Annotated in this window: 22 protein-coding genes; 7 read left to right on the top strand and 15 right to left on the bottom strand. The window is 57.5% G+C overall.

The window, feature by feature from the left end; all coding sequences use genetic code 11:
- Positions 1-2: 2 nt before the first annotated feature.
- From rpiB to GSQ86_RS02120, 4 genes are all read right to left on the bottom strand, one after another.
- Positions 3-491: a ribose 5-phosphate isomerase B gene (rpiB, locus tag GSQ86_RS02135; protein ID WP_158748310.1), complete on the bottom strand. Its 489-nt coding sequence runs from the start codon at positions 489-491 to the stop codon at positions 3-5.
- Between the two features lie 4 nt (positions 492-495).
- The gene (tkt, locus tag GSQ86_RS02130) at positions 496-2,517 is read right to left on the bottom strand and encodes a transketolase (RefSeq protein WP_158748309.1); all 2,022 of its coding nucleotides are present in this window, start codon (positions 2,515-2,517) and stop codon (positions 496-498) included.
- A gap of 209 nt (positions 2,518-2,726) precedes the next feature.
- Positions 2,727-5,141 carry a glycoside hydrolase family 15 protein gene (locus GSQ86_RS02125; RefSeq protein WP_158748308.1) on the bottom strand — a complete coding sequence of 805 codons (2,415 nt, stop codon included), beginning with the start codon at positions 5,139-5,141 and terminating at the stop codon, positions 2,727-2,729.
- A 197-nt stretch (positions 5,142-5,338) separates the two neighbouring features.
- Positions 5,339-6,712, bottom strand: a complete 1,374-nt coding sequence (locus tag GSQ86_RS02120; RefSeq protein ID WP_254062080.1) for a glucoamylase family protein — start codon at positions 6,710-6,712, stop codon at positions 5,339-5,341.
- A 314-nt stretch (positions 6,713-7,026) separates the two neighbouring features.
- Between GSQ86_RS02120 and GSQ86_RS02115 the strand changes: the two genes are divergently transcribed.
- From GSQ86_RS02115 to GSQ86_RS22920, 3 genes are all read left to right on the top strand, one after another.
- Complete coding sequence (locus GSQ86_RS02115; protein ID WP_158748307.1) at positions 7,027-7,512, top strand: GNAT family N-acetyltransferase; 486 nt, start codon at positions 7,027-7,029, stop codon at positions 7,510-7,512.
- Positions 7,513-7,740: 228 nt separating this feature from the next.
- A complete protein-coding gene (locus tag GSQ86_RS02110) occupies positions 7,741-8,352 on the top strand; it encodes a superoxide dismutase (RefSeq protein ID WP_158748306.1) in 612 nt (203 codons plus the stop codon).
- Between the two features lie 209 nt (positions 8,353-8,561).
- Positions 8,562-9,368 carry a hypothetical protein gene (locus GSQ86_RS22920; RefSeq protein ID WP_216840973.1) on the top strand — a complete coding sequence of 269 codons (807 nt, stop codon included), beginning with the start codon at positions 8,562-8,564 and terminating at the stop codon, positions 9,366-9,368.
- A gap of 6 nt (positions 9,369-9,374) precedes the next feature.
- Here the strand turns inward: GSQ86_RS22920 and GSQ86_RS02100 are convergent, their stop codons facing one another.
- Positions 9,375-9,869, bottom strand: a complete 495-nt coding sequence (locus tag GSQ86_RS02100) for a pyridoxamine 5'-phosphate oxidase family protein (protein ID WP_158748305.1) — start codon at positions 9,867-9,869, stop codon at positions 9,375-9,377.
- A 189-nt stretch (positions 9,870-10,058) separates the two neighbouring features.
- Here GSQ86_RS02100 and GSQ86_RS02095 point away from each other — a divergent pair, with 189 nt between their 5' ends.
- The gene (locus GSQ86_RS02095) at positions 10,059-12,350 is read left to right on the top strand and encodes a GH92 family glycosyl hydrolase (protein ID WP_158748304.1); all 2,292 of its coding nucleotides are present in this window, start codon (positions 10,059-10,061) and stop codon (positions 12,348-12,350) included.
- 134 nt (positions 12,351-12,484) lie between these two features.
- On the opposite strand, the gene GSQ86_RS02090 is transcribed toward GSQ86_RS02095, so the two are convergent.
- A complete protein-coding gene (locus GSQ86_RS02090; protein WP_158748303.1) occupies positions 12,485-13,549 on the bottom strand; it encodes a glycoside hydrolase family 172 protein in 1,065 nt (354 codons plus the stop codon).
- A 173-nt stretch (positions 13,550-13,722) separates the two neighbouring features.
- Entirely contained in the window at positions 13,723-14,253 is a 531-nt protein-coding gene (locus tag GSQ86_RS02085; RefSeq protein WP_158748302.1) for a hypothetical protein, read from the bottom strand.
- A gap of 93 nt (positions 14,254-14,346) precedes the next feature.
- Here GSQ86_RS02085 and GSQ86_RS02080 point away from each other — a divergent pair, with 93 nt between their 5' ends.
- Positions 14,347-14,802, top strand: a complete 456-nt coding sequence (locus tag GSQ86_RS02080) for a co-chaperone YbbN (RefSeq protein ID WP_158748301.1) — start codon at positions 14,347-14,349, stop codon at positions 14,800-14,802.
- Between the two features lie 128 nt (positions 14,803-14,930).
- Positions 14,931-15,347, top strand: a complete 417-nt coding sequence (locus tag GSQ86_RS02075; RefSeq protein WP_158748300.1) for a VOC family protein — start codon at positions 14,931-14,933, stop codon at positions 15,345-15,347.
- On the opposite strand, the gene GSQ86_RS02070 is transcribed toward GSQ86_RS02075, so the two are convergent.
- From GSQ86_RS02070 to GSQ86_RS02055, 4 genes are all read right to left on the bottom strand, one after another.
- Positions 15,341-15,760: a hypothetical protein gene (locus GSQ86_RS02070; RefSeq protein WP_158748299.1), complete on the bottom strand. Its 420-nt coding sequence runs from the start codon at positions 15,758-15,760 to the stop codon at positions 15,341-15,343. The two genes, GSQ86_RS02075 and GSQ86_RS02070, sit on opposite strands and share 7 nt — an antisense overlap.
- Before the next feature lie 9 nt (positions 15,761-15,769).
- Complete coding sequence (locus GSQ86_RS02065) at positions 15,770-16,747, bottom strand: alpha/beta fold hydrolase (RefSeq protein WP_158748298.1); 978 nt, start codon at positions 16,745-16,747, stop codon at positions 15,770-15,772.
- Positions 16,748-16,867: 120 nt separating this feature from the next.
- On the bottom strand, positions 16,868-17,728 hold the full coding sequence (locus tag GSQ86_RS02060; RefSeq protein WP_158748297.1) for a slipin family protein: 861 nt from the start codon (positions 17,726-17,728) through the stop codon (positions 16,868-16,870).
- A 2-nt stretch (positions 17,729-17,730) separates the two neighbouring features.
- Complete coding sequence (locus tag GSQ86_RS02055; RefSeq protein WP_158748296.1) at positions 17,731-18,147, bottom strand: GntR family transcriptional regulator; 417 nt, start codon at positions 18,145-18,147, stop codon at positions 17,731-17,733.
- Between the two features lie 279 nt (positions 18,148-18,426).
- On the opposite strand from GSQ86_RS02055, the gene GSQ86_RS02050 reads away from it, so the two are divergent.
- A complete protein-coding gene (locus GSQ86_RS02050; RefSeq protein ID WP_158748295.1) occupies positions 18,427-19,038 on the top strand; it encodes a TMEM175 family protein in 612 nt (203 codons plus the stop codon).
- A gap of 176 nt (positions 19,039-19,214) precedes the next feature.
- On the opposite strand, the gene GSQ86_RS02045 is transcribed toward GSQ86_RS02050, so the two are convergent.
- From GSQ86_RS02045 to hemE, 4 genes are all read right to left on the bottom strand, one after another.
- Positions 19,215-20,474 carry a glycosyl hydrolase family 8 gene (locus GSQ86_RS02045; protein WP_216840972.1) on the bottom strand — a complete coding sequence of 420 codons (1,260 nt, stop codon included), beginning with the start codon at positions 20,472-20,474 and terminating at the stop codon, positions 19,215-19,217.
- An 81-nt stretch (positions 20,475-20,555) separates the two neighbouring features.
- The gene (gene hemG / locus GSQ86_RS02040; protein ID WP_158748294.1) at positions 20,556-21,950 is read right to left on the bottom strand and encodes a protoporphyrinogen oxidase; all 1,395 of its coding nucleotides are present in this window, start codon (positions 21,948-21,950) and stop codon (positions 20,556-20,558) included.
- Complete coding sequence (gene hemH, locus GSQ86_RS02035; RefSeq protein WP_158748293.1) at positions 21,947-22,891, bottom strand: ferrochelatase; 945 nt, start codon at positions 22,889-22,891, stop codon at positions 21,947-21,949. The genes hemG and hemH overlap by 4 nt, the downstream gene beginning before the upstream one ends.
- Complete coding sequence (hemE, locus tag GSQ86_RS02030) at positions 22,884-23,969, bottom strand: uroporphyrinogen decarboxylase (protein ID WP_158748316.1); 1,086 nt, start codon at positions 23,967-23,969, stop codon at positions 22,884-22,886. The genes hemH and hemE overlap by 8 nt, the downstream gene beginning before the upstream one ends.
- Positions 23,970-24,061 lie beyond the last annotated feature (92 nt).

Raw genomic sequence — 24,061 nt, 5'->3', positions numbered from 1 at the left:
ATTTACTTGGCGGAATTACCTTCAAGCTTCGCCGCTTCCGGCATATTGCGCGCTTCAATTGCTTTTATCTTGTTCAGCCTACGCACGAAGCGGTCTTCCTGTTTTTGAAAGCGCGCATTCAGGTACGCCGACACAAGATCGAAGGCAAGAGCGGAGCCGATAATCCTCGCTCCGAGCACCAGCACATTCATATCGTCGTGTTCGACACCCTGATGCGCAGAATACGTATCGTGGCACATGCTTGCGCGGATGCCCGGCATCTTGTTCGCCGCTACATTTACGCCCACACCGCTTCCGCAGATCAAAATACCGCGTTCCGCGCGACCTGCGGCCAGCGCCTTGCCAACGGCCTCGGCAAAATCCGGATAATCCGAGGGCTCGGCGTTGTAAGCGCCCAGGTCTGTAACCTCATGACCTAGGCGCTCCAGATAGCCGCGAACCTCTTCCTTCAGCGGGAAACCCGCATGATCGGCTGCAATCACCAGCTTCATAGACTTACTTCCCCGCCAGCGCAGCTTCCGATTTCCGCGCACTCTCGAGCAGAGCCTTCGCACGGCTTGCAATGTTGCTCACGCTGTAGCCCAGCTCTTCGAGCGCCTTCTTGCCCGGGGCCGAAGCGCCAAAGCGTTCAAGGCCGATCACGTCGCCGTGCCGTCCAACATACTTCCACCAGCCAATCGGACTGCCCGCCTCCACAGCCAGCTTGGGCAGGTGATCCGGAAAGACCGACGCCTTGTATTCGGAGCTCTGCTCTTCAAAAATTCTCCAGCTCGGCATCGAAACCACCCGCACCGTCAACCCCTGCTTCTTCAGTTCTGCCGCAGCTTCAAGGGAAGGCCACAATTCGGCGCCCGTCGCCACAATCAGCAGATCGGGCGAATCGCTGCCCTGCTCCACAATGTAAGCGCCGTGTTTTACGCCTTCGTAAATGTCGTGCTTGCCAGGGTCGAGAATCGGCAGATCCTGCCGCGAAAGCGCCATGAACGAGGGGCTCTTGCGTTCAAGCGCCAGCCGCCAAGCGGCCGACGTTTCGTTCGCATCCGCCGGACGGAAATCCGTCAGATGCGGTACCGCGCGCAGCATCATCAATTGCTCAATCGGCTGGTGCGTCGGGCCGTCTTCGCCCAATGCAATCGAATCGTGGGTAAAGATGAAGAGTGATTGCGTGTGCATGATCGCTGCCAGGCGCAACGCCGGCTTGCAGTAGTCACTGAAGGTGAAGAAGGTCGAGCCATACGGAATCAGCCCGCCATGCGCCGCCATGCCGTTGACCATCGCGCACATGCCGAATTCGCGCACGCCGAACCAGATATTCCGCCCCTTGGGATCGACGTGGAAGTTGCCGCCATCCTTCAGGATCGTCTTCGTCGAGGCTGTCAGGTCGGCAGCGCCGCCAATCAGCTCCGGAACGTCCTTGGCAAAGGCGTTCATGATCACGTTGCCTGCATTGCGTGTCGCCTGTGGCTTCGAATCAGCAGCGAAGGTAGGCAGCGACTTCTCCCATCCATCCTTCAGCTTGCCTGCCTGCGTACGCTCAAACTCGGCAGCCAGCTCAGGGAATTTCTTCTTGTACTCAGCAAAAAGTGCATTCCATTCCTGCTCGTACTTCGCTCCACTTTCCTTGATAGTGTCCCAGTTCTTCTGCGCTTCATCCGGCACATAAAAGAACTTGTCCTCCGGCCAGCCAAGATTCTTCTTCGTCTCCGCTGCCTCTGCCGGCTTCAGAGCCTCGCCGTGCACCTTGTTTGTGCCTGCCAGCGGGCTACCATAACCGATCACCGTGCGCACAGCGATAAGGGAAGGCTTATCCGTAACCGCCTTTGCCGCTTCAATCGCCTTCGAGATCGCCACAAGGTCGTTGCCGTCTGCCACCTTCTGCACATGCCAGTGGTAGGCCTCAAAGCGCTTCTCCACGTCTTCGGTAAACGACAGTTCGGTCGGACCGTCCAGCGAAATCAGATTGTCGTCGTAGAAGAAGATCAGCTTGCCCAGACCCAGTGTCCCAGCCAGCGAAGCTGCCTCATGCGAAACGCCTTCCATCAGGTCGCCATCGCCGCAGATTCCATACGTGTAGTGATCGACAACGTCGAAATCGGGCTGGTTATACACCGCCGCCAGATGCTTCTCCGCCGCCGCCAGTCCCACGGCCATCGCAAAACCCTGGCCCAGCGGTCCGGTCGTCACTTCTACGCCGTCAGTATCGCCGCGCTCCGGGTGTCCCGGCGTCCGCGAACCCCACTGGCGGAAGTTTTCCAGATCGTGAATGGTCACGTCATAGCCGGAGAGGTGCAGCACGCCATACAGCAGAGCTGAAGCATGTCCATTCGAGAGCACAAACCGGTCGCGGTTCGACCAATGCGAGTTCTTCGGATTGTGCCGCATGTATTTGTGGAAGAGCAGATACGCAATCGGCGCATCGCCCAGCGGCGCGCCCGGATGGCCGCTATTGGCCTTGTCGACGGCATCTACCGCAAGAAAACGAAGTGCATTTATCGAAAGCTGATCTATATCGCTCATAATTGTTTCACGCTCCAAGAAATTTTTCGATCCGTTGAGTAGGCGCAGTATTGAAGCCCGTAGTGCACCAAAAGTTAGTAGTTGAATAACTTGTCATCCTGACGCTGAATGAGGTGAAGCGGAAGGATCTCCCGGTCGCTGTTACATCCATCTCCGTCACCGGATAACAGGTCTATCCCTACCAGAATACCGGTTTAAACACGCGCAGTTCAGGCACCGGTTTCGATGGCGACATCAAAATTTCGCCCCTCCCACCGGTTTTCCTCTATCCAATAAAGAGTAAACGAAACTGCGCCCGTTTGCTCCCCACCGGTTCGTATGTCGGCAAATGACCCGGCGTAACCCACCGTCGAACTCTCTGTCGTCTGCTGAGTGGTCCACCCGTCCGTCGTCCACAGAACTTTAAAGCGGCTATGCGCCGTAATGCGCAGCGTCTTGCCCGCAGAGATGCGGCGCAATGGCCGCCGCATCTTGAAAACCTCTATCTTGCTTGTAACTTTTCTACCCGCATAGCGCTGCTCTACTACCGAGATGCGATCAAAAACCCTCCCATCTGTGACCGAGCGCAGCAGTTTTAGATACTCCGCATGTGCCCAGACGAGCGGCATCGCCGCCCCTGCCGGTTCGCCAAAGACCAGCCCGTTCCGATCGGGCTCATCCCATATCTGCTCCGGCAGCATGCCACCGGTTGAGGCAAATTGCTCGATCGTTCTAATCAGTGGCCTTACATCACGCCCCGCAGCCAACTCATAGTGAGCCCGCTCGCCTGTCAGCAGTGGCCACACACGCCCCTGCCCATACCCTAGGTAAGGACCGCCATCTTTCCTCTGCCCATATCCATCGTGGTTGTAGCGCCGCCAGCACGGCCCCTTCGGAGTATCCCGTTTCAGCACCGCATCCACGACCTTCAGTGAATCCACAATCAGAGGATCGTCTGCGGACCGCACGCCATAGCGCACTAGTTCCAGAAAACCAGCATCAATGACCTCGCGCGCCTCGAATTCGTATTGCTCGCCCGGTTCGCGGTTGGCAATGCGAATCGTCTCCTCGCCGCACTCCTCGTGCGCATACGGATCTCCGCATTCCGGCGGACGAACGCGCATATAGTGGCGTTTTACTTCCGGCAGCAGCACGCCATCATTGGTCACGGTCCAGTCTTCCAGGTGGCTCTCAATCCAGTCCGCATGCTCTTCCAGAAATTGCGCCAGTTCCGGCGAATTGTGTGCCCGCGCCAAGTCTGCCGCGCAAATGAGCCCCGCGATCACCGCCGCCAGCGTCGAAGGCGAATATCCGGCACATTCCTCCCAACGCTCCTGCTGCGTCACCGGCGCATATCGCACGAGAAAGCCCGCCGCGCGCTCCACAAACGGGAAGACGTCGAATTTGCCCAATCCGTCCTGCTTCCACAGCCGCCACGCCAGCATGATCGGAAACGCGACCTCGTCCAACTGCAACCCGGTCCAGTAAGGCGTCCCGTCAATCCAGAAATTCTGCGCAAAACTCCCATCCGGCTTCTGCGTGCATGCCAGATACACCAGAGCGCGTCGCGCCGTCTCTACGCGGTTGCAAGCCAGAAGTGCCGTCGCGCTCTGCACCATGTCGCGCGTCCACACCAAGTGATAGCCCCCGAGATCGTCATCGCCCTTCGCATATCCCCAAGGAATCGAAGCCGACGCGATAAATGCGCCCCCGTAGGTCTTATCTTCATGCGCCAAAATCGTGTTGTGGCTGATCTGCATCAGCCGCCCGCCATCCGTCGAGCCAACCGCCAGCTCATGCGGACTCGCCGCGCGATGCCACTGCTCGATAAATCGCTTCAGATGCTCATCGAAAGGCTTCGACAAGGCGCCCATCGCGGCCGAGAGCGCTGCATGATAGCCGTCGCCAAATCCCAGCGCTATTGTGAAGTCCTGGATACGGTGCAATTTGACTTCGCCCATGATGGCGACATTGCCGTCGAGCGCCGAGCCAAACTCCCAGTCCATCTTGAAGTTGTCGCGCAGGTCCTGCCACCCGTCGCTTGCGCCCACATAGCCGCAGCTCATGCGCTCGAATCCGCAATCGGTTGTCAGGGCAATCGATGTGTGGTTCTTCCACCCCAGCGCTACCCGCTCGCCCGCCACTTCAGCAATACGGGCATTGTTATTTGAGCCGCCGCCCTCAATATGAGGCGATAGCAGAACATACACCTTCAGCCGGTCCAGCAACTCCTTATCCCCTTCGATCCATACATGCGTCAGGACCACGGGATAATGCGGATCGTTGATGATTTTCTTGATGATCGTGTAGCGACCCGCGCGGTCGCTATTACGAACCATTACGGCGAGCGAATCGGCATCGATATATTCGAACTCGTGCTCCAGATCGCGCCGTTCTTCGTGACAGAATGTCTCCCCATCGGTGACCAGCAATTGCATGTCGCGAATCTGCGCCCTGTCAATGGTCGGATAGTAGACCTCGTTCAGAATGCCATGCGAAACCGTGTACCATGCCCGGCTCGACGCAGAATAAGCTGTGCCCACCGTGTCCTTCGCGCTCGAAGTCCAGCGCGGAGACAAACCCGGTGCGCCAAACGCCACTCCCTGCCCATCCAGCCACTTATACTGCGGTGCCAGCACCGTCATAGCAGTCCGTTCTCCCTTTTGCGGCGAATCAGCACTTTACTCCAGTTACATGAAAAAGCGTCAAAATTCAGAGTCTCATCATCGGAAACCCAACCGCCGGGTGCCCCAAGTTCCCACAGCTAACCTGGGTGTTCTTTCAACCCACGTCATCACAAAAAGGGTTTCCCATCTTTTTGCGCACTTCGCGAAAGAGTGAATTACAACACCTGCGAATTCGCCTCCGGATCGGGGTAGAACTGCACCTGTCGCATCGCATGACCCACCTCACGGTTTTTCATAAACTGCTCCCACACAAAACCCGACCGCAGATTCTCCGCCATTAACACGCTGACGCCCTGATCGATCCCGAGAATATCCTGCGCATACCAGTTTCCCTTGGGATTGAAGGCATCGACAAATCCATACCGCGTCCAGACCTTCTCGCCAAACTTCTGCCGCATCGTCAGCAGCACATGTGAGCACTCCGCCGGAAGAAAGGGTAGTGAGCCCGCACACGCCGACGGCACGACCGTACCATCCAGAGGCCCCATCGCTGGTGGCCCACCCCACACCCGGTATCCTTCGCGTGAATCTGAAGCAGTGATTCCCCAGAGGTCCTGATCGATCCATGGAAACTTCGCTCCCAGCGTCATGCACCATAGTTGGTGCACTCGCGTGGCAGCAATCGAATTCGTGAAGTAATTCGTGTGCAGGTCGCGCTGGTCGCGATAATCGCACCACGCATGCGCATACTGATGAATAAACAGGGGAGCCAGCCCGCTAATGTAATCGATGCCGCCAAACTGCACCAAGGGCCGCTGCAGTGCATTCCACGTCTCCGGCTTCACCGGATGTGTCGGTGATCCGATCGCCAGCAGATACATCGTCATCAGCTCAGCGTAGATGTCCCAACGGTGATTCAGGAATCCCTGGTCAGGCAGCCAGCCCATCGAGAGCGTCGTACCACCGTTCAGCATCCAGTCCCAGTCAATACGCCGGTAAAAAGTTGTCGCCAGTGCTTCGATGCGTGTATTCCCGGAAAAATATTGGCGGCAGGTCATCACGCCGCACAGCAGAAGTGCCGTATCAATCGATGACAGCTCGCTGCCGAACATTCTCTGGCCACTCTCAATGTCAATGAAATGATAGAGAAAGCCATGCTCGTGCGGGCAGTCTTCCAGCAGAAACGCCAGCGTCTTCTCGACGCGAGCCTCGCACTGCAGCTTCGGCAGATAATTCCGCTTCGCAGCAATACACATCGCCGTGAGCCCGAAGCCGGTTGCAGCAATGCTGGCCACGCGGCTCAGCGAGCGTCCTACCGCCGGAGCGCGGTCCCGCACCAATCCCGTCTTCGGGCTCGCTTCGTTGTAAAAGAAATCGCAGCCGCGCCCTTCCAGCTCATCGAGCAGCGCATCAGCCTGCTTGGACACCTGCGTCAGCGGCCGGTTGATGTAGACGCCCGCGCCTCGCTGATACTGTTGTGCCGATTGCTCTTCGGTTTGCGGCTCCTGTCCCGGCTTTACCTGGGGAGCCTGCGGCTGATTCTGCAATCCTTCGGCCGCGCCGATGGCAGGCGCACCCAGGACCAGCATTCCGGAAGCCCCGGCTGTGCGCAAAAGTTGCCGACGAGTTATGCGTGAACGACCCAAACGCAGAAAATCTCTAGCAGTCTTTGGTGGCAAGTAACGGCACAGCCGCTCACCTTGTGTCCGGGGCAGAGGTGCTCGCGCATTCTCCGCAACCATCGTGAAAACATCGTCATTCTGAGGGAAGCGACCGAAGGTGCGCAGCCGAAGGACCTGCGCTCATTTGCATCCGTATCGCAAAATCTCAGAACACCTAATCGCAGTGTATCGAAAACAGAAGAGATGCGCTCACCGCACCATCAGATGGCTATCCTGAAGAGATGACACAGATTCGGCCCTCAACGATGAACGATGCAGACGGAGTCTGGAACATTCTCGAGCCGACCACACGTGCCGGAGAAACTTACACACTCGCACGAGATCTCACTCGTGAGCAGGCCCTTGCGTACTGGTATTCATCCAGCCATGAAGTCTTTGTCATCGAAGAAGACGGACAAATCCTTGGCAGCTACTATCTGAGAGCAAATCAGCAGGGCGGTGGTAGCCACATTGCCAATTGCGGATACATGACCGCACCTTGGGCCACAGGCCGCGGCATCGCGAGCGCCATGTGCGCCCACTCTCTCGACCGCGCCCGCGAACGTGGCTTCCGCGGCATGCAATTCAACATCGTTATCAGCACCAATGAGCGTGCCCTCCACCTGTGGCAGAAATTCCGCTTTGAAATTGTTGGCCGCCTGCCCGAAGCCTTCCACCATCCCACGCAAGGCTACGTCGATGCCTTCGTCATGTACCGCAAGCTCTGATTCAAGCTTGTCATCCTGGCGCCAAGCGAAGCGCAGCGGAAATCTCTGATTTCTTTATGTCCCCTGCCCTCATCCTCATCTTCACCAGAAAATTAAATTTCCCTCACAACTCTCCAGCACCCAAACATCAACTCGCCGCATCCCTTATGATTGAGGACGCAGAACAAAGGGTGATCTGACACCCAAGACATCCACGGTCATTTCGACCACAAGACCAGGAGGAAAGCTTTGGCACACGAAGTCCCACCCCTACCGTATGATTACGCCGCTCTCGAGCCCCACATCGACGAAGCCACGATGAAGCTGCACCACGACAAACATCACCAGGCTTACGTCACCAATCTCAACGCGGCCATCGAGAAGCACCCTGACCTCACCAAACACACCGCCGAAGACCTATTGCGCAATCTGAACAGCGTTCCGGAAGATGTTCGCACCGCAGTCCGCAATAATGGCGGCGGCCATGTCAACCACACCATGTTCTGGACGGTCATGAAGCCGGGCGGCGGCGGTGAACCTACAGGCCGCATTGCCGAGCAGATCAAGAAAGACTTCGGCGATTTCGAAGCCTTCAAGAAGCAGTTCAACGAAACCACGGCAAAGCAGTTCGGCTCCGGCTGGGGCTGGCTTCTCTGGGATGGCGGCAAGCTCAAAATCACCACCACCGCCAACCAGGATTCACCGCTCTCGCAGGGTCAATTCCCCATTCTCGGCAACGACGTATGGGAGCATGCCTATTACCTCAAGTACCAGAACAAGCGCCCTGACTATCTCGCCGCATGGTGGAACACTGTCAACTGGGACGAGATCAACAAGCGCTTCGACCAGGCCCAGAAGTAATTTTGAAATAAATTGGTGAACATAAATACCCCACCTCGCAAAGCTAGGGGTGGGGTATTTTCCTTCCGCCTGCCGCGTGAATAAGTGATTAAGCGCGGGTGCCACAGGTTCGCGAAGCTAACCTGGGTTTTCTTCTCAACACGTCATCACATCACACGACTTTCCCCAAAAACCCGTGTTGAACCGGACATAGGAGGAAACGCTCCAGAATGAACCGTTTGAAACTTTTTCTCTGCGCCGCTGCCCTGACCGCATCCACGTCTTTCGCGCAGACCGCACTCGTTCCCGGTACGGTCAATTACACCATCGAGCAGAACGGTAAAAACCTAGGCTCCGCCAGCTACACCGTCCAGAACGCGCCGAATAAATACATCCTCACTTCCACCGGCAAGATGACCGAGGACAAGTTCAGCTATGCCTTCTCCAACACGCAGAAGCTCGACCGCAATCTCAATCTCATCACCGACCAGCTCAGCGGAGTCGTCAGTGGTAAAGCCGTCAGCTTCAACGCAACTTCTGATCTCACCGGCCGCCAGTTCAAGCTCGACATCTCTGCCAACGGAACAAAGCAATCCAACACCGTAGACCGCGATCAAAACACTGCTCTGCTCACCGATCTCGACCCTGCCGGTTATACAGTACTGGCACGGATAGCCATGCGCAATCCGGCAAACTCCTGGGCGCTTATCCCCAAAGAGAACGGTTTCCTCGTCCCCGTCAAATTAACGCCGCAACCTGACCAGCAGGGCCATCTCAACGGCCAATCCGTACCGGTGAAGTATGTAAGCGCCGCCGTCAGCCTGCAGAACGCCATCACCATCGAGATTTTCTACTCACCCGATGGCCAGCTTCTGGAAGCCGACCTGCCGCAGCAGAACTTCTACGTCATTCGCACCGGATTCAAGCTCTCGCACCGGCCAACACCACCGCCACCACCGCATGGTCAGGCCCCCCCGCCGCAGGATCCGCAACAGCCGCAGCAGAGCCAACCTCAGCAGCAACCCCCGCAGCAGTAACGCTGCCTAGTTCAATGCGACCTTGTCATGCTCACCCACAGGCGATGAGCCGTGGGTGACTGCAGCCTTGAGTATCTGGAAGTTTCGCAGGATCGCGTTCGACGGAGCTTCCCAGTACTCAGCCGTATCCACATCAACCCGCAACACTGAAATCTCCGGATCATCCTTTCCTTCCGGAAACCACGCCTTGTACATCGGGTTCCAGAGCTCCTCGATCTTCTTTCGATCCCGCGTTACCGATGCGCGCCCATTCAATGACACAAATGCGTGCTTGCCATCTACATAAGTCAAAGCGACCTGGCTATCCTGAGCAATATCGAAGACCTTCCCCGAATCCTCGCGCGTCAAAAACCACAAAGTACCTTCGAATGTCTTCTCCTGCGTTGCCATGGGACGGCTGTGCAGCACACCATCCGGTCCCAGCGTCGTCAGCATTGCAATTCGAATATCTTTCACCAACTCGTCAATCTTCTTGTAAGCGTCCTCGTTCAGCTTTGTCATATTCCTCCTCGGTTCGTTCTCTTCTGCTCAGATGCAAAGCAAGCGCAGCTCACAAGGGCTGACAATGCTCCATTTTCACAACACACATAATGGAAGCGCGCCATCGATGGTGTCCTCAAGATGACCATCCCGCCTCAGGCAGCTCTGCTCTGCTAAAGTGATCAGGACTTTTATGACACAGGAGACGGCATGTCCTGTTTGTTCAACGTTCTTGTTCTGTCGCTGCTCGCTACAGTTCTCCCCGCCTCGGCACAGATGCAATCTTCCTATGACGCCGTAAACCCCATCATCGGAACCTCCGGCGACGGCAACACTTTCCCCGGCGCATCCCTTCCCTTCGGCATGGTGCAGTGGAGTCCAGACACCGGCGACAATGGCTGGTATTTCTACAACAAGAAAAAAATCTACGGCTTCGGCATGACTCACCTGAGCGGCGCCGGATGTCCGCTCTATGGCGACATCCCCATCCTGCCGCTAACCGAGGATTTGTCGGCCTCGCCCGCAACCGCGATCGATACCTATGCGCAGGCCTTCAATCACTCCCATGAAGAAGCCCATCCCGGCTACTACTCGGTGACACTCGACAACGGCATTGCAGTCGCACTCACCGTCACTGACCGCGCCGGCATCGCCCGCATCAGTTTTCCGCAAGGCAAGCCGGCTCGCCTGCTTGTCAATTCCGGAGGCAGCGCCAACTCCGATGTCCACGTCAACACACTCCCGCCCGTCGGCCGGGAGCATGACGGCAATCAAATCAAAATTGAAGGCGACAACGCCATCACCGGATCCACCACTTCTGGCGGCTTCTGCGGCTCACCTACTCGCTACACTCTCTACTTCGCGGCAAAGTTCGAGCAGCCCTTCCAAAACTTCTCCACCTGGAACGGCGACGCCATCCAGAAGAACCAACGGGAAGCCTCGGGCAAGCACACCGGCGCATGGCTCGATTTCGGCAACCGCAACCAAGTTCAACTGAAGATCGGGATCTCCTACGTCAGTGAGGCCAATGCCCTCGCCAATCTCAACAAGGAACTGCCTGGCTGGAACTTCGATGACATTCGAAACCACGCCCGCGATACGTGGACGAAGCTCCTCGATCAGGTTGAAGTCGAAGGCGGTACACCCGATCAGCGCACCATCTTCTACACCGGCCTCTACCACATGCTGCTCGCGCCCAATCTCTTCAGCGACGACAACGGCGACTACACCGGTTTCGACTGGAAAGTTCGTTCGCTGGCGGCCACAAAGCAAAAAGCGCAATACGCCAACTTCTCTGACTGGGATATCTACCGCAACACCATCCAGCTGCAATCGCTGCTCGTCCCCGCGCGCGTCGGCGACATGATGCAGTCGCTCGTCAACGATGCCGAACAAAGCGGCCAGCTCCCGCGGTGGCCTGCTGCCAATGATGTCACCTATGTGATGAATGGCGACTCGCCCGCCGTCCTGTTATCCGATGCCTATGCCTTCGGCGTGCACAATTTTGACGCGGAGACCGCCCTCAAGTACATGATTAAAGCTGCATCCGAGCCCGGCAAAGGTCCGCACAACGGTGAAGAGCGTCCCTATCTCGACGATTATCTGAAACTCGGCTACGTTCCCATCGATAAAGACCCTAGCGCAGCTTCGCGCACCCTCGAATACGCGAGCGACGACTTCGCCATCGCACAGTTGGCTCGCAATCTCGTCGATACCGCCAGCTACGAAAAATTTCTCAAGCAATCACAGAACTGGAAAAATCTCTTCGATCCGGAAACGCGTTGGATCCGCCCGAAGAATTCCGATGGCACATGGCTGCAGGGCTTTGACGCCGACAAGTCTCTGCCCAAGCGCCCCAACGCGCCGGTATCCACAGATCAGAACGGCTTCGAAGAAGGCAACACCTATCAGTACACCTTCATGATCCCCTTCGATTACCCCGAGCTCATCAAGCGCATCGGCGGCGACAGCTCTACCACACCGCGTCTCGACAAGTTTTTCTCGAAGCTCATCTGCTGGGGTGAACCCTGCTTCAACATGGCCAATGAACCAGACTTCGTCACGCCCTACGCGTATGTCTTCGCGGGAGAGCCGTGGAAGACCCAAAGCGTCGTCACCCGCGTCGAGCAGCAGACCTTTAATACCAAATCCGATGGCATTCCCGGCAACGACGACCTCGGCGCCACCTCCGGCGTCTACGTCTGGAACGCCCTCGGCCTCTACCCCGGCATCCCCGGAATCGGCGGCCTGCTCGTCGGCACACCCATGTTTCCATCGGCAACCGTTCGCTTCGGAGACGGCCGCATCCTCGCCATCCACGCCGAAGGAACCGGTCCCTACGTCCAGCAAGTCCTCATCAACGGCAAAGAAAACAAAACGTCATGGCTTTCCTTGTCCGACCTAAACAAAAGCACCTCAAAGATCGAGTTCAAGCTAAGCCCGCAACCCAACAAACAGCGCGGCCAGCCATCAGCAGAACGTCCCCCATCCTTCACGCACTGATGAAGAAAGCAAGCGAGTGCGCTAATGGGTGCCCCAGGTTCGCGAAGCTAACCTGGGGTTTTTCTCCCACCGTCATTTTGAGCATAGTCAAGGACCCCAGCGAACTGCGCCCAGCCCGCGCGAAGCACACACCTTTACCGAGGCGTCAAGCTTCCCGGCGAATAAGGGCCCTTTGAATTCCCGGGGCCCCCCACAAACTGCAATGTAGGAATTCGATCATCCACTGGAGGCAACGGAGGAAACGCAGCATGAGGCTCAGCCTGGTACCAGTAGGCCACCGAAGAAAAACTATCCGAGCGATGGTTCGCATGCCCGTGCTCAATCGTCGCCTTGAATGACTTCGCAAACGGAATCGGCGAATCCAGATGGAAGCGGTAGACACTCCACCGGCTTCCTGCCTCTTCCTTGCCAACGAGTGGAGCGCCATTCAGAGGCAGACTGTAAGCCGCCCCGCCAAAGTCCCACGCACCGAGGAAATAATCCTCTGATCCGGTCCCGATAAACGTCGGCAAAGCAGAGCCATCGATGAAGAACATATCGTCGCCTTCGCCCCACCAGCCATCCTGATTTTGCAAAATCGACATGGTCACACCTACAAACTGCCCATGCCCCTGCGCATCCATCCACACGTAGTTGTCTTTGCCATCAGGATTGCGCCTATAGTTGACCATCGGATCGCCATTCTCGTACCACTCGCCCGTCCATCCCTTGTTCGGATTTGCCTGCCTGTACTGTGCATGGAAATAAAGCGTACCCTTCGGCACCTGAATACCCGTCCGGTAATCGATATTCCAGTACAGGCTTCCCAGCGATTCCTTGCCTTCATTCGTGATCGTGATCTTCACATGGCGCGCGAATGGCATGGGAAAGTAACTATTCATCGCGTGATCGTGCGACACCGTCAGCACCTCCGACTGCCACGGCACCGTGTCACCAGTACCCTGCCCGAAGAAATCGCCAATCGGCGTCTCCACACTGGGCGACTCTTCCCCATCCCAGTAAATGCGTAGCACCACGCGCTTCATGAAATACGGCTCTCTGTCTGCCAGCGTGAACCAGATGTGCGAAATCATTCCCGGTCCGTCTTCATCGAGCACAGTTAGTTCCTGCCCCGGCGTGACCGTCCGATAATCCGCATTTCCACCGGTCGCTTCGCGGCTCGACGAGCGATGGAGAGTATAAGTCTGTTGTTGTGTCATATCAGGCATCCATGCTGGCGCCTGGGCATAAAGGAGTGTTCCGCTGATCAGAAGAAAAAAGGCTAGGAGCTTAGAGCACACAGGAATCGACCCTCAAAAATCGATTCGATACTATCATCCGCGCGATGCTGCTCGGCTTCCGCTGATTACCCTTCAGATGCGCCCTTATCGGTTCAGCTTGGACCAATCGCCTGCCTTGCGAGTTCTACAACGGTGTTCACCTTCTTCACGTGCTCCTCGATGCGGGTACTGCGCATCTTCAAGCCCACAAGCACTTTCTCGTCGTAGCTTGCCATCAGGCCCTGAACATCAGCAGCGGAGGTTCCTGCAGGTGGTACGGAAGACAGAATGATCTGCACCATATCCGCAATCTCTGTCACATTCTTCTCCGCTTCCTGCAATGGGATCTTCAACTTCTCCACCACATCGGCGCGGCCGTTACTCTTCGCGTCGTCTGAAACATCCTTGAGCGCCTTCAGATTTCCTTCCACCGATACCTGAATTGTCATTATCAGTAGAATTGCTTCCTGCCGACGCTCATTAAACTCCCCGCGTACCGCCCACAGTTGGTTCTGCTCTTCTTCTTTGTCCTTACGCTTTTGTCGCAGGTAGTTGTAGCAGGAGAGAACGAATCCCAGCACCCCCAAAACTGCCGTAAGAATCTTCGACCAGCTTGGATCAGTGGCTTGCATGGCCACAAGCATACGCCGCATTTCCGCAGCACAGGACAAATAATTCGCCAATCGCTACAGCCCCACCCATCATCTAATTGGCAGGCTGAAAGAAGGAGCCTTCCCATGTCCGTCATCCGTTCTTGCCCCAATTGCGACCAGAAAAACCGCATTCCTAGTGCTCATTTAGCTGACACAGGCCGCTGCGGCGCCTGCAAAAATGCACTGCCGCCCGTTAACGAGCCCCTGGCTGCTGATACCGCCCTCTTCGACGACATCATCCAGAACGCCCGCGTTCCCGTCCTCGTCGATTTCTGGGCCGAATGGTGCGGCCCCTGCCGCATGGCTGCGCCCGAAGTCGCACGCACCGCCGCCGATCTCGCCGGGCAAGCTATCGTGCTCAAAGTCGATTCCGACCGTAACCAGCAACTCGCCGCCCGCTACAACGTGCGCGGAATCCCCAATTTCGCCGTCTTCGCCGGAGGCAAACTCGTCCACCAGCAAGCCGGCCTCGTCGGCCACGATCAGATGGAAGCGTGGCTCAAATCAGCTGCTATCGCAACCGCAACCGCCTCCGCCTGAATATTTCCACCCAAGCGCAGATCATAGTCAGAGACGGGTGCCCCAGGTTCGCGAAGCTAACCTGGGTCGGCTTCCTGATCGACTCGAAATGTTGGTCCTTCACGGATTTTCAGGGCTAGGATGTTCGCATGACTGACCCTGGTAAGAAGACGACGATTGCTCCAATGCTGTCGGTGAAAAATGGGGCCAAGGCGGTTGAGTTTTACAAGACCGCGTTCGGGGCGGCGGAATTGTTTCTCCTGGAAGACAATGGCGCGGTGGTGGCGCAGTTGTCAGTCGGTGGAAGCGAGTTCTGGCTGGCGGATGAGTCGCCTGAACACTCAAATTTCAGTCCGGAGACGCTGGGCGGCGGAACGGTGCGGATGGTGATGGTGGTCGATGATCCGGATGCCATGTTTGCGAAGGCGGTTGCGGCAGGAGCCACCATTGTCTGGCCGGTCGACGATCAGCCTTACGGTTGGCGCGTGGGACGCCTCGTAGACCCATTTGGTCACCATTGGGAGGTCGGCAAGCCTTTAGAAATGGCCCCTGAGCCAGTTCAGTGATCGCTTCGCTGCAAGGTCAGATCCTGGCCTTCGATGGCGTTGCGGAAGATTCCTTTGTTGCTCCCGGCTAGTTCCATGCGGAATGTCTTCAGCTCCTGGTCTGCCGGGTCGGCAGAGTTGTGCTTTTTGGCGTGCACTACTTCGAAGACGAAGTAGTTGCCTTCGACGCGCGGATGGATAAGATCGACGCGGTCAGCGCTGCGGACATGCCACACGCCATTCTCAAGCACGAGCAGGTCGAAGACGATGGTGCCGCTTAAATTTCCTTGATCTTCGTGGACGGTTAGCTCGATGCATGGCAGGTCGTGCAAGGTGGCTCTCCAGACACCGGCGACGGTTAGATTGTCGGCTCTTGCGGAGATGGTTGCCAGTAAGACAACGCTGGCGAGACAAAGTGCGAGTTTGTGTTTCATGGTTGCTCCTTAGGAGGCAGGCAGCTTCTCGAGAAAGAGATTCATCTCTCGGAGGACCTCGGCCTCATTCGAATAAAAGACATAGTGATCGGCGTTTGGCAGGCGGACCACATGTGCGGAGGGCACGCCTGCCTGAAAGGCCTCGGATTGCGCGGTACAGCTAGCGCGATCGTTAGCGATCATCGCGTTTTTCGCGTCAGAGGCCGTCCGAAACATGGGATCGAAATTATGCGGGCAGGCGAAGATGGCGAGTGTGGGGACGGGAATGTGCGTGTACTTCTGTTCGCCGAAACGGATGGCCAGGCCAATCGGCGGAGGTGGAGGTGGAGCGGGAGGAGGCATGAGGGCCAGCCGTTGATTCAGCTCCTGTAAATTTCTTTGGAGGCTCGCCGTGCTGACCAACATCTGCTGCACCAGCTTTTGATCAATGACCGCGCCTGCCTGCAATGCGTCGATCTGTTGCTTGAGAGCAAGCAGGTCGAGCATCCAATCTCCGCGGGTGCGGTCATAGAAAGCGAATGGTGCGGCGGCATCGAGATAGATAAGCCCTGCGATTTTTTCCGGGTGGCGGCTGGCGATGGAGCTCAGCTCTTCGCCAGCGATAGAGTGGCCGACTAATACGGGGCGGTTCGGATTGAGAGCGGCGATCACTGCCAGCACGTCATCGCCGAGGCGGTCGGCGGTGTAGTTGGCAACTGCGGGCGCGGGCTTGCTGGAATTGCCGTAACCGCGGCGAGTGATGCCGTAGACGTGGTATTTGGCGGTGAATGTAGGTGCGAGCTGATCGAAAATGTGCGCTGTGTTTCCGAGGCCTGAAAGGAAGATGAGCGCGCGTCCTGTGCCGCCCCAGTCGAGAACTTCGAGCTTGACGTCTTTTTCGACGGTGATGAATTGCGCGGAGTGCGCAGAGGAGTCGGGACCGTTCTGACCACGCAAAGTGCTTGCGGTCATCAGCAGGAGAAGGGAGCCTAGATAGAGTGTCTTCAACTGTTTCTCCTTTCACCGCGGATGGTGAGTCAGGGCGAGAGCCCATTCGTTTTCGTGTCGTACTCACCGGGCTGAAGCCCGGTGCTTCCACCTTGTTGCTCGTTGAAGGTTGCTCCTGTCTTACTGTTGCTTTGCGATCGATGTCACTCCCAGCATTCCGCCGAGGCCCATGGTTTCTACGGCAGACGACGGCACGATGACAGTTGAGCCTTTGTCGCGAATGGCCTCGTAGAGCATATTCATGGCGCGGAGATGCAGGGCGACGGGGTTGTCGGCATAGGCGAGTGCGGCTTGCGCGAACTGCTCGGAGACCTGCACTTCGGCTTCGCCCAGGATGACGCGCGCCTGGCGCTCGCGTTCCGCCTGTGCCTGCTGCGACATGGCGTTCTGCAGGCCGGTGGGGATGCGCACGTCGCGGATTTCTACGGACTGCACGGTGATGCCCCAAGCTGTGGTCTTTGCGTCGAGAATTTTCTGCAACTCGGCGCCGAGCGATTCGCGGTCGGTGATCATCTGTGCGAGCTGGTGGCGTCCGATGGATTCGCGCAGCGCGGTATGCGCGCTGAGGGTGATGGCTTCGACGAAGTCTTCGACTTCGAGGATGGATTTTTCCGCGTTCCATACAAGCCAGAAGACGATGGCGTCCACGTCGACGGGGACAGTGTCGCGCGTGAGGGTGGATTCGGCGTTGACGGTGGCCAGGCGGATGCGCTGATCGACGTAGCGGCTAAGCGAATCGATGACGGGGATGATAAGGAAGACACCGGGGCCACGCAGTCCTTTGTAGCGACCGAAGCGCAGCACGGCTACGCGCTCCCACTGGTTAACGACCTTGATCGCGTATAGAAAATAGGTGCCGATGACGAGGCCCGCGAAGAAAAAGGTCGCGTGACTGGTGAGCGCGGTAGCGACGGCTCCGGCAACGAGCGAAATGGCGAAGACTGCAAAACCGACGGTGCTGAAGTGACCAAATCTTCTCATGACTATTTCCTCTTTCGTCCGGCTTCTGATTGAAATTCACGCAGAGCGTCCATCAGGTCCTGCAGGGTAAAGCCGCCGGCTCCGGCGCGGGAGACGAACTCGCTGGTGAGCTGCGCGAGTGCGCGCTCGCGCTCGGCTTTGGACTGCTCGATCTTTCTGCTGGCGATGAAGGTCCCGGTGCCCTGCTGCGTGTCGACGATGCCACGGATTTCCATCTCGCGGTAGGCGCGCAGGACGGTGTTGGGGTTGATGGCAAGGTCGACGGCGGTCTGACGCACGGTGGGAAGCTGATCGCCATATTGCAACGTACCGGCGGCGATGCCGGCCTGCACCTGATCGATGATCTGGCGGAAGACGGGCACTCCGCTGTGGGGATCGAAGCGGAAGGCGAAGGCTTCGGGTTGGGTGGCTGCTTTCATCCGGATACATAATGTACTAGTTGACTAGTACATTGCAAGTATTTTTTGATTTTCTTTTGGGGCGCGGTCTGCCACGGGCCGAAGCCTTTTTCGCGTTGCTACTCACCGGGCTAAATGCCAGTGTTTCTGAACCTCTAGTCGATGAATGTTTGTCAGTCCCACTCGGCATTCGGCTACGCTGCTTTTAAAGTGAGCCTTTTCGCACGTACCTAGTTTGTGGCGCTTCTCTTTGATTACTGCTAGAACGTTGAGATGGCTGGGGGCGAATCCAATTCTCAGATGACGTCTTCGCGGCTGGAGGCTTTTTCCGATGGCGTGATTGCCGTGATCATCACGATCATGGTGCTGGAGCTGCATGTTCCGCATGAGAACGGCTGGGCAGGCTTGTGGTCGATTGCGCCGCGGCTGGCGATTTACCTGTTGAGTTTTCTCATGGTGGGGATTTACTGGATCAATCATCATGAGCTGGTACACAGGGCTGAAAGCATCGATTACCTAGTGCTGTGGTCGAATCTGGCGTTTCTCTTTGTGCTTTCGCTGATTCCTTTCTTTGTGGACTACCTGGATGAGAAAAACTTCGATTCCTTTACCACATTGCTCTATGACCTGACGATGCTGACGGCGGGGGCTGCCTTCTTTGCGCTGCGGTGGGCGGTGATGCGGCGGCAATGGTATGCCGGGTCGCTGCGGCGGAGCGACGAGTCAGAGCTGTGGAAGCATGGCGTGAGCCACGCGATTTATCTGATATCGATTGCGGTGGCGTTTTATAAGCCATGGCTCTCGCTGGCGATCAATGCGCTAGTGACTGTGGTTTGGGTGGTACCGGGAGTCGGGGTTAAGGATCGTCCGAAGGAGTCGGCGGTACATGCGGGAAACGAGCCGATTGAGTAGGGTTCTGGATTTGATGAGTACAGGGTGTTGATATTCTTTCCCACCCTTTCACAAAGTGCGCGAAAGATGCGGCACCCGATTTTGTGATGACATGGGGTGGAAAGCACCTAGGCTAGCTTCGCGAACCTGGGGCATCCGTTCATGCGATTCGATACATCTCAGAATGGCAAACTGCTCTATTGCTTCGGCGTCCAGATGCGGAAGTTGCCGCTGACGTGCATGAGGCTCATGAGGTAGAGCATGCCGTCGTAGTAGCGGAACTGGCCGGAAGGGATCGGCGCGTTCCATAGGGCGTCTACGAATTGCTTTGCCTGTGGGCCGGTGGCGGCGAGGCTGGCGACGGCGTTAGTGGCGACGAGTCCAGGTGCATGTGTCTTCTCAAGTTCTTTGCCGTCGAGGGTGTACTGATCGCCATAGGTGTCGATGCCCTGAGAGAGGAAAAAATTCTGGATGCGGTCGCTGAGGGTCTGTTCTTCGGGGGCTTTCTGCCACCATGACCAGTCGACAGACCAGTTGCTGGCTACGCGAAAGGCGTCGTAGCCGAAGATGGCGGATTGCGGGAAGCGAGTCTGCATGGGCGTTCCGTCGAAATTCGCGTAGTCAGGCGCGAGACCGGTTTCGAGGTTGGTGGTCTGGGCGAAGAACTTGCGGCTGGCTTCGGCGGCTTCGGCCCAAAACTGGCGGTCCGCCGGCGGACCCCAGCGTGCCCAGAGTTCGTAGAAGGCTGGCAGGTGGTAGGAGGGATCTGTGAAGTTGCCGCGCTCGACGCCGGGGACAAAGCGGACCATCTTGTGGGTTTCTTCGGTTTCGGGGCCGACGGTGCGCGAGCCGAATTTTGTGGGCCCGCTGATGATTTCGCGGTGACGCATGTTGGTGAGAAGCTGGTCGGCCTGCTGCTTGTAGTTGTAGATGCCGCTGCCGTTGCCCCATCTCGCGGATGCGAAGTAAAGCGACATGACAAAGTATTCTTCGCCGTCAGGGGCGGGAGTTTCTTCGTTGGGGGTGCCGTCGGTTTTCGAGGACCAGGAGAAGTATCCGTAGGACGGATGTTTGGGGTCGCTGATGTACATGTAGGTCTTGGCCCAGTTCCAGAGCGCGTCGAATTCCGCTTTGTGGTTGAGCTGGACCGAGATCATCATGCCGTAGGACATGCCTTCGGTGCGGACATCGTGGTTGTTCCAGTCGGTGATGTAGGCGAGCGGGCCGTTCGCGTTTTTGCCGGTGGCGAAGTAGACGGATTGGGTTTGCGAGTCGCCGTGGAAGAGCTGCTGGTAGGCGGCGTCGATCTTGGTCTGGATTTGTTTTTTAGAGTGGCCGGCTTCGGCGAAGAGGTTGCGGTAGTGTCCGGTGGCAAAGGCTCCATTGCCGTTGGTTGTTTGCGCTGGAGCGGCGCCGAGGGCGGCGAGCAGAAAGAGAACGTTGAGCATGCGATTCATGTGCGCATTCTTTTTTAATTGATAAAACGATTTAGTGCAAGGGTTGCATAGGTACCGATTGACGGGTATGTTGCATTCCATTCATCGAGAAAGGAGGGAGGGGAATACCAACCCGCGTACAGCCGCACGCCCCTGCCGAATCAGGTCCGGAAGTCCAACTCCGTAATAGGCATTCCCAATCAATTTGAGCCCCGGCAGGCCCCGCAGCCGCTCTTCCAGCCGAGCCATCCGCTCCAGATGTCCCACGGCATACTGAGGCAAGGAACGCGGCCAACGCCGTACGACGGAAAACGAAGCCTCCGGCAAAGATCCCAGCAATGCGGAGAGCTGCTGCCGCGCCAGCTCGACCAACCCATCATCCGGCGAATCCAGTAAACGCGGAGCGGCTTCGCCGCCGAAAAATGCCCGCAACAGTACCCCATCACGCGGAGCACGATGCGCAAATTTCTGATCGACAAAAGTACAAGCCAGCAGCTGCGGCTCAGCCTCGCGTTCAAAACTCTGCGGCACAAGAAACCCAAATCCATGCGGAATCCGCAGCGTTGCCGCAGCCTCCGGCGCAAAGGCCAGCGCGACCACAATCGCCGAAGAAGCCTCCATCGCCAGCAACTCATCGCAGCCAGCATCGAGCGGCGCAAGCAGCCCGCGCGTCACATCCGCCGGGGTAGCAACCAGCACCGCATCGAACTCAGTAGCTCCGGAAGAGGCGGAAATCTGCCAATTTTTGCCACTGCGAGCGATTCCCGCGACAGCATCGCCCAATCTTACCGACGCAGCAGGCAGCGTCGCAACCATGCAATCGACCAGCGTCCCTAAACCCGATTTGAGCGTAGTAAAAACCGCCGCGCTTGATTCCTGCGCCACCTTTCTCATGGCTTGGATCAGGCTTCCTTGTTCGCGCTCCATCTTCACAAACGCAGGCATCACAGCGCGCACGCTCAGCCGCTCCACGCTCCCGCCAAAGACCCCGGAGAGCAAAGGAGCGGCAATCGTGGCAGCGACCTCGTCGCCAAAGTGCCGCCGAACAAAGCTCGCTACTGACTCGTCGCTTTCTGGAACAGCAGCCTTCAACTCGTCAGCCTGATCCGGCTCGCGCAAATAATCCCGCTTCGCTTCAGCACTGAACAAGGGCGAGCTGAGCAGCGGCTCCCATTGCGTAGGAACCATCATGCGCATACCATCCGGCATCGCTACCATTTCCCCGCTTTGCACAATGTAGGTCCGACGCTGCTGGTCATTCGACGGAATGATCTCGCTCTCCAGCCCCAGCTCAACAGCCAGTTCACGCGCCCAGGGCTTCTCGGTCACCCACGAATCAGGACCGCACTCAATCACGAAGCCATCGCGCCGCACCGTCTCGATAATCCCGCCCAGCCGATGCGAAGCCTCATACAGCGTAAAGTCAACACCCGCGCGAGCCAGCTCGTATGCCGCCGAGACACCGGCTATGCCGCCGCCGATCACAGCCACCTTCATGGCTGCGAAAGCCGCGCCAGGCCGCGCCGCGCGATATCGGCGAGCGCCGCAATCAGCACTGGTGAAGCGTTGAGCGACTGCGGCCTCTCGACGCGAAGTCCAAGATTCCTGCCGTACTCGCGGAAGGCGATATCAATGTCATAGAGAATCTCCACATGGTCACACAGGAACCCAATCGGATCGATGAGCACCACCTTGTGTCCTTCCTCATGCAATGCCCTGAGTGTCTCTTCTACCGTCGGCCCAATCCACGGACCGCCTGACATCCCCTGACTCTGGAAGGCGAAATACCACTCCTTCAACCCGGGACCGCAGTCGGCTACTGTCTCGGCCGTGTGCTTCGCATCCACTGCGTAAGGATCCGGATTCTGCGCCGGCGCTCCATCGCTCGCAAGCGCCGTCTGAATCGTTCGGCAAGGAACGCTATGTGCAGTAAACAGCACTGGAACCGAAGAACCCACTTCGCCCGAAAGACTTTGCCACAAAGGCCGCAGCTTCTCGGCAAATGCCTTCGCCAGCAGCGGATGATCCGCCCATCCTTCCACGAAGTCGATCCGCAGCCGCTCACCCGCAGCCGCCAGCACCGCGCGCTTATATAGGCCAACGCTGGTACGCGAGTTCTGCGGAGCCATGCAGATCACTACGACGGCAGTGATACCGTCCCCAATCATCTGCTCCACCGTGTCCTTGATGTAAGGCTTCCAGTTGCGCATGCCCACGTAAACCGGAACATCCAGCTCCGCACCCAGGAGCCGCCCCTGCTCCAGCGTCAATCGCGTCAGCGGACTCGTCCCGATCAGCGAATACCGGTGCCGTATCTCCTCGATCACCGCATCCGGCATCGCCCGCCCGCCTGTCACATTGCTCAGGTAGGCAGGAATCTCATCCAGCGCATCCGGCGTGCCATGCGCCAGCAGAAGCACTGCCAGCCGTTCAGCCACGCTTCACCCCAGCCGATAGCTCCCGTACAAACCGCACCACGTGCTGCACGTTCTCGACCGGTGTGCCGGGCACAATGCCATGCCCCAGGTTGAAGATATGCCCCGCACGTCCACCGGCCTGGGTAAGGATCTGCTCCACCCGTTCCCGAATCAACTCTGGCTCGGCAAACAGCGTAATCGGATCGAGATTGCCCTGCACCGCGCAGGAGTAATCAAGCGACTTCCACGTTTCTCCAAGCGGCGTTCGCCAGTCCAGCCCCAGAACATCTGCCCCCGTCTCGCGCATCGCGAGCAGAAGACTCGCCGTCTCCACACCGAAGTAAATCACCGGCACGCCCAGCGACTGCACCTCACGGATCAGCGTCTTCGTAATCGGCAGCACGAAGTCGCGATAATCCTCAACGCTCAGCACACCCACCCAGCTGTCGAATATCTGGATCACATCCGCGCCGGCTTCTACCTGCTGCCGCGCATATTCGCGCAGCACGGTAACGAGCTTCTCCAGCAACAGCCGCCACGCATCCGGCTGGCGATACATCATCGTCTTTGTTGCCACATAATTACGCGAGCTGCCGCCTTCGATCATGTAGCTCGCGAGCGTAAATGGGGCGCCGCAGAATCCGATGATGCCGATGCGATCCTTGAAATGCGATACCACTTTCGAAATAGCCTCGGCCACGTACCCCAGTTCAGAAGCTCGATCCGTGCGCAGTCGCGCCACGTCTTCTGGCGTACGTACCGGCTTGTGGACCACCGGACCCTCGCCCGCCTGAAACTCAAAATCAAGCCCCATCGGCGTAAAAGGCAACAGCAGATCGGCAAAAATTATCGCCGCATCTACGTCCAGCTTTTCTGCCGCGGTGATCGTCACCTCTGCCGCCAGTTCCGGCTTCTTACAAATTTCGAGTAAAGAATGATGCTTCCGCACCGCCTGATACTCCGGCATATAGCGTCCAGCCTGACGCAAAAACCATACGGGTGTCCGGTCCACCGGCTTACGCAAACACGCGCGCACAAAGCGTGTTCCCGGCACAAGCGTTTCCGTCACAATCTGTGTGTTTTGAGAATTTTCCTGCATGTCGGAGATCACCCTTGAGGGTAGCATCTCCATGCTGTTTCCCGCAGCAGCCACAACTTACAAAGTTGTCGTCCCTGCGCGGGAGCGAAGAT

Source organism: Acidobacterium sp. S8, from assembly GCF_009765985.1.
Lineage (GTDB): Bacteria > Acidobacteriota > Terriglobia > Terriglobales > Acidobacteriaceae > Alloacidobacterium.
The sequence above is the reverse complement of the archived record's forward strand: the minus strand, read 5'-3'. Positions and strand labels throughout refer to the sequence as shown.

Coding starts and splice junctions, on each gene's coding strand:
- GSQ86_RS02060 (WP_158748297.1), bottom strand. CDS start 17,728: ATGAGAAGATTTGGTCACTTCAGCACCGTCGGTTTTGCAGTCTTCGCC.
- GSQ86_RS02095 (WP_158748304.1), top strand. CDS start 10,059: ATGTCCTGTTTGTTCAACGTTCTTGTTCTGTCGCTGCTCGCTACAGTT.
- GSQ86_RS02120 (WP_254062080.1), bottom strand. CDS start 6,712: ATGCTGGTCCTGGGTGCGCCTGCCATCGGCGCGGCCGAAGGATTGCAG.
- GSQ86_RS22920 (WP_216840973.1), top strand. CDS start 8,562: ATGAACCGTTTGAAACTTTTTCTCTGCGCCGCTGCCCTGACCGCATCC.
- GSQ86_RS02080 (WP_158748301.1), top strand. CDS start 14,347: ATGTCCGTCATCCGTTCTTGCCCCAATTGCGACCAGAAAAACCGCATT.
- GSQ86_RS02075 (WP_158748300.1), top strand. CDS start 14,931: ATGACTGACCCTGGTAAGAAGACGACGATTGCTCCAATGCTGTCGGTG.
- hemG (WP_158748294.1), bottom strand. CDS start 21,950: ATGAAGGTGGCTGTGATCGGCGGCGGCATAGCCGGTGTCTCGGCGGCA.
- GSQ86_RS02115 (WP_158748307.1), top strand. CDS start 7,027: ATGACACAGATTCGGCCCTCAACGATGAACGATGCAGACGGAGTCTGG.
- GSQ86_RS02055 (WP_158748296.1), bottom strand. CDS start 18,147: ATGAAAGCAGCCACCCAACCCGAAGCCTTCGCCTTCCGCTTCGATCCC.
- GSQ86_RS02045 (WP_216840972.1), bottom strand. CDS start 20,474: ATGAATCGCATGCTCAACGTTCTCTTTCTGCTCGCCGCCCTCGGCGCC.
- rpiB (WP_158748310.1), bottom strand. CDS start 491: ATGAAGCTGGTGATTGCAGCCGATCATGCGGGTTTCCCGCTGAAGGAA.
- GSQ86_RS02090 (WP_158748303.1), bottom strand. CDS start 13,549: ATGACACAACAACAGACTTATACTCTCCATCGCTCGTCGAGCCGCGAA.
- GSQ86_RS02070 (WP_158748299.1), bottom strand. CDS start 15,760: ATGAAACACAAACTCGCACTTTGTCTCGCCAGCGTTGTCTTACTGGCA.
- GSQ86_RS02100 (WP_158748305.1), bottom strand. CDS start 9,869: ATGACAAAGCTGAACGAGGACGCTTACAAGAAGATTGACGAGTTGGTG.
- hemE (WP_158748316.1), bottom strand. CDS start 23,969: ATGCAGGAAAATTCTCAAAACACACAGATTGTGACGGAAACGCTTGTG.
- tkt (WP_158748309.1), bottom strand. CDS start 2,517: ATGAGCGATATAGATCAGCTTTCGATAAATGCACTTCGTTTTCTTGCG.
- GSQ86_RS02125 (WP_158748308.1), bottom strand. CDS start 5,141: ATGACGGTGCTGGCACCGCAGTATAAGTGGCTGGATGGGCAGGGAGTG.
- GSQ86_RS02050 (WP_158748295.1), top strand. CDS start 18,427: ATGACGTCTTCGCGGCTGGAGGCTTTTTCCGATGGCGTGATTGCCGTG.
- GSQ86_RS02085 (WP_158748302.1), bottom strand. CDS start 14,253: ATGCTTGTGGCCATGCAAGCCACTGATCCAAGCTGGTCGAAGATTCTT.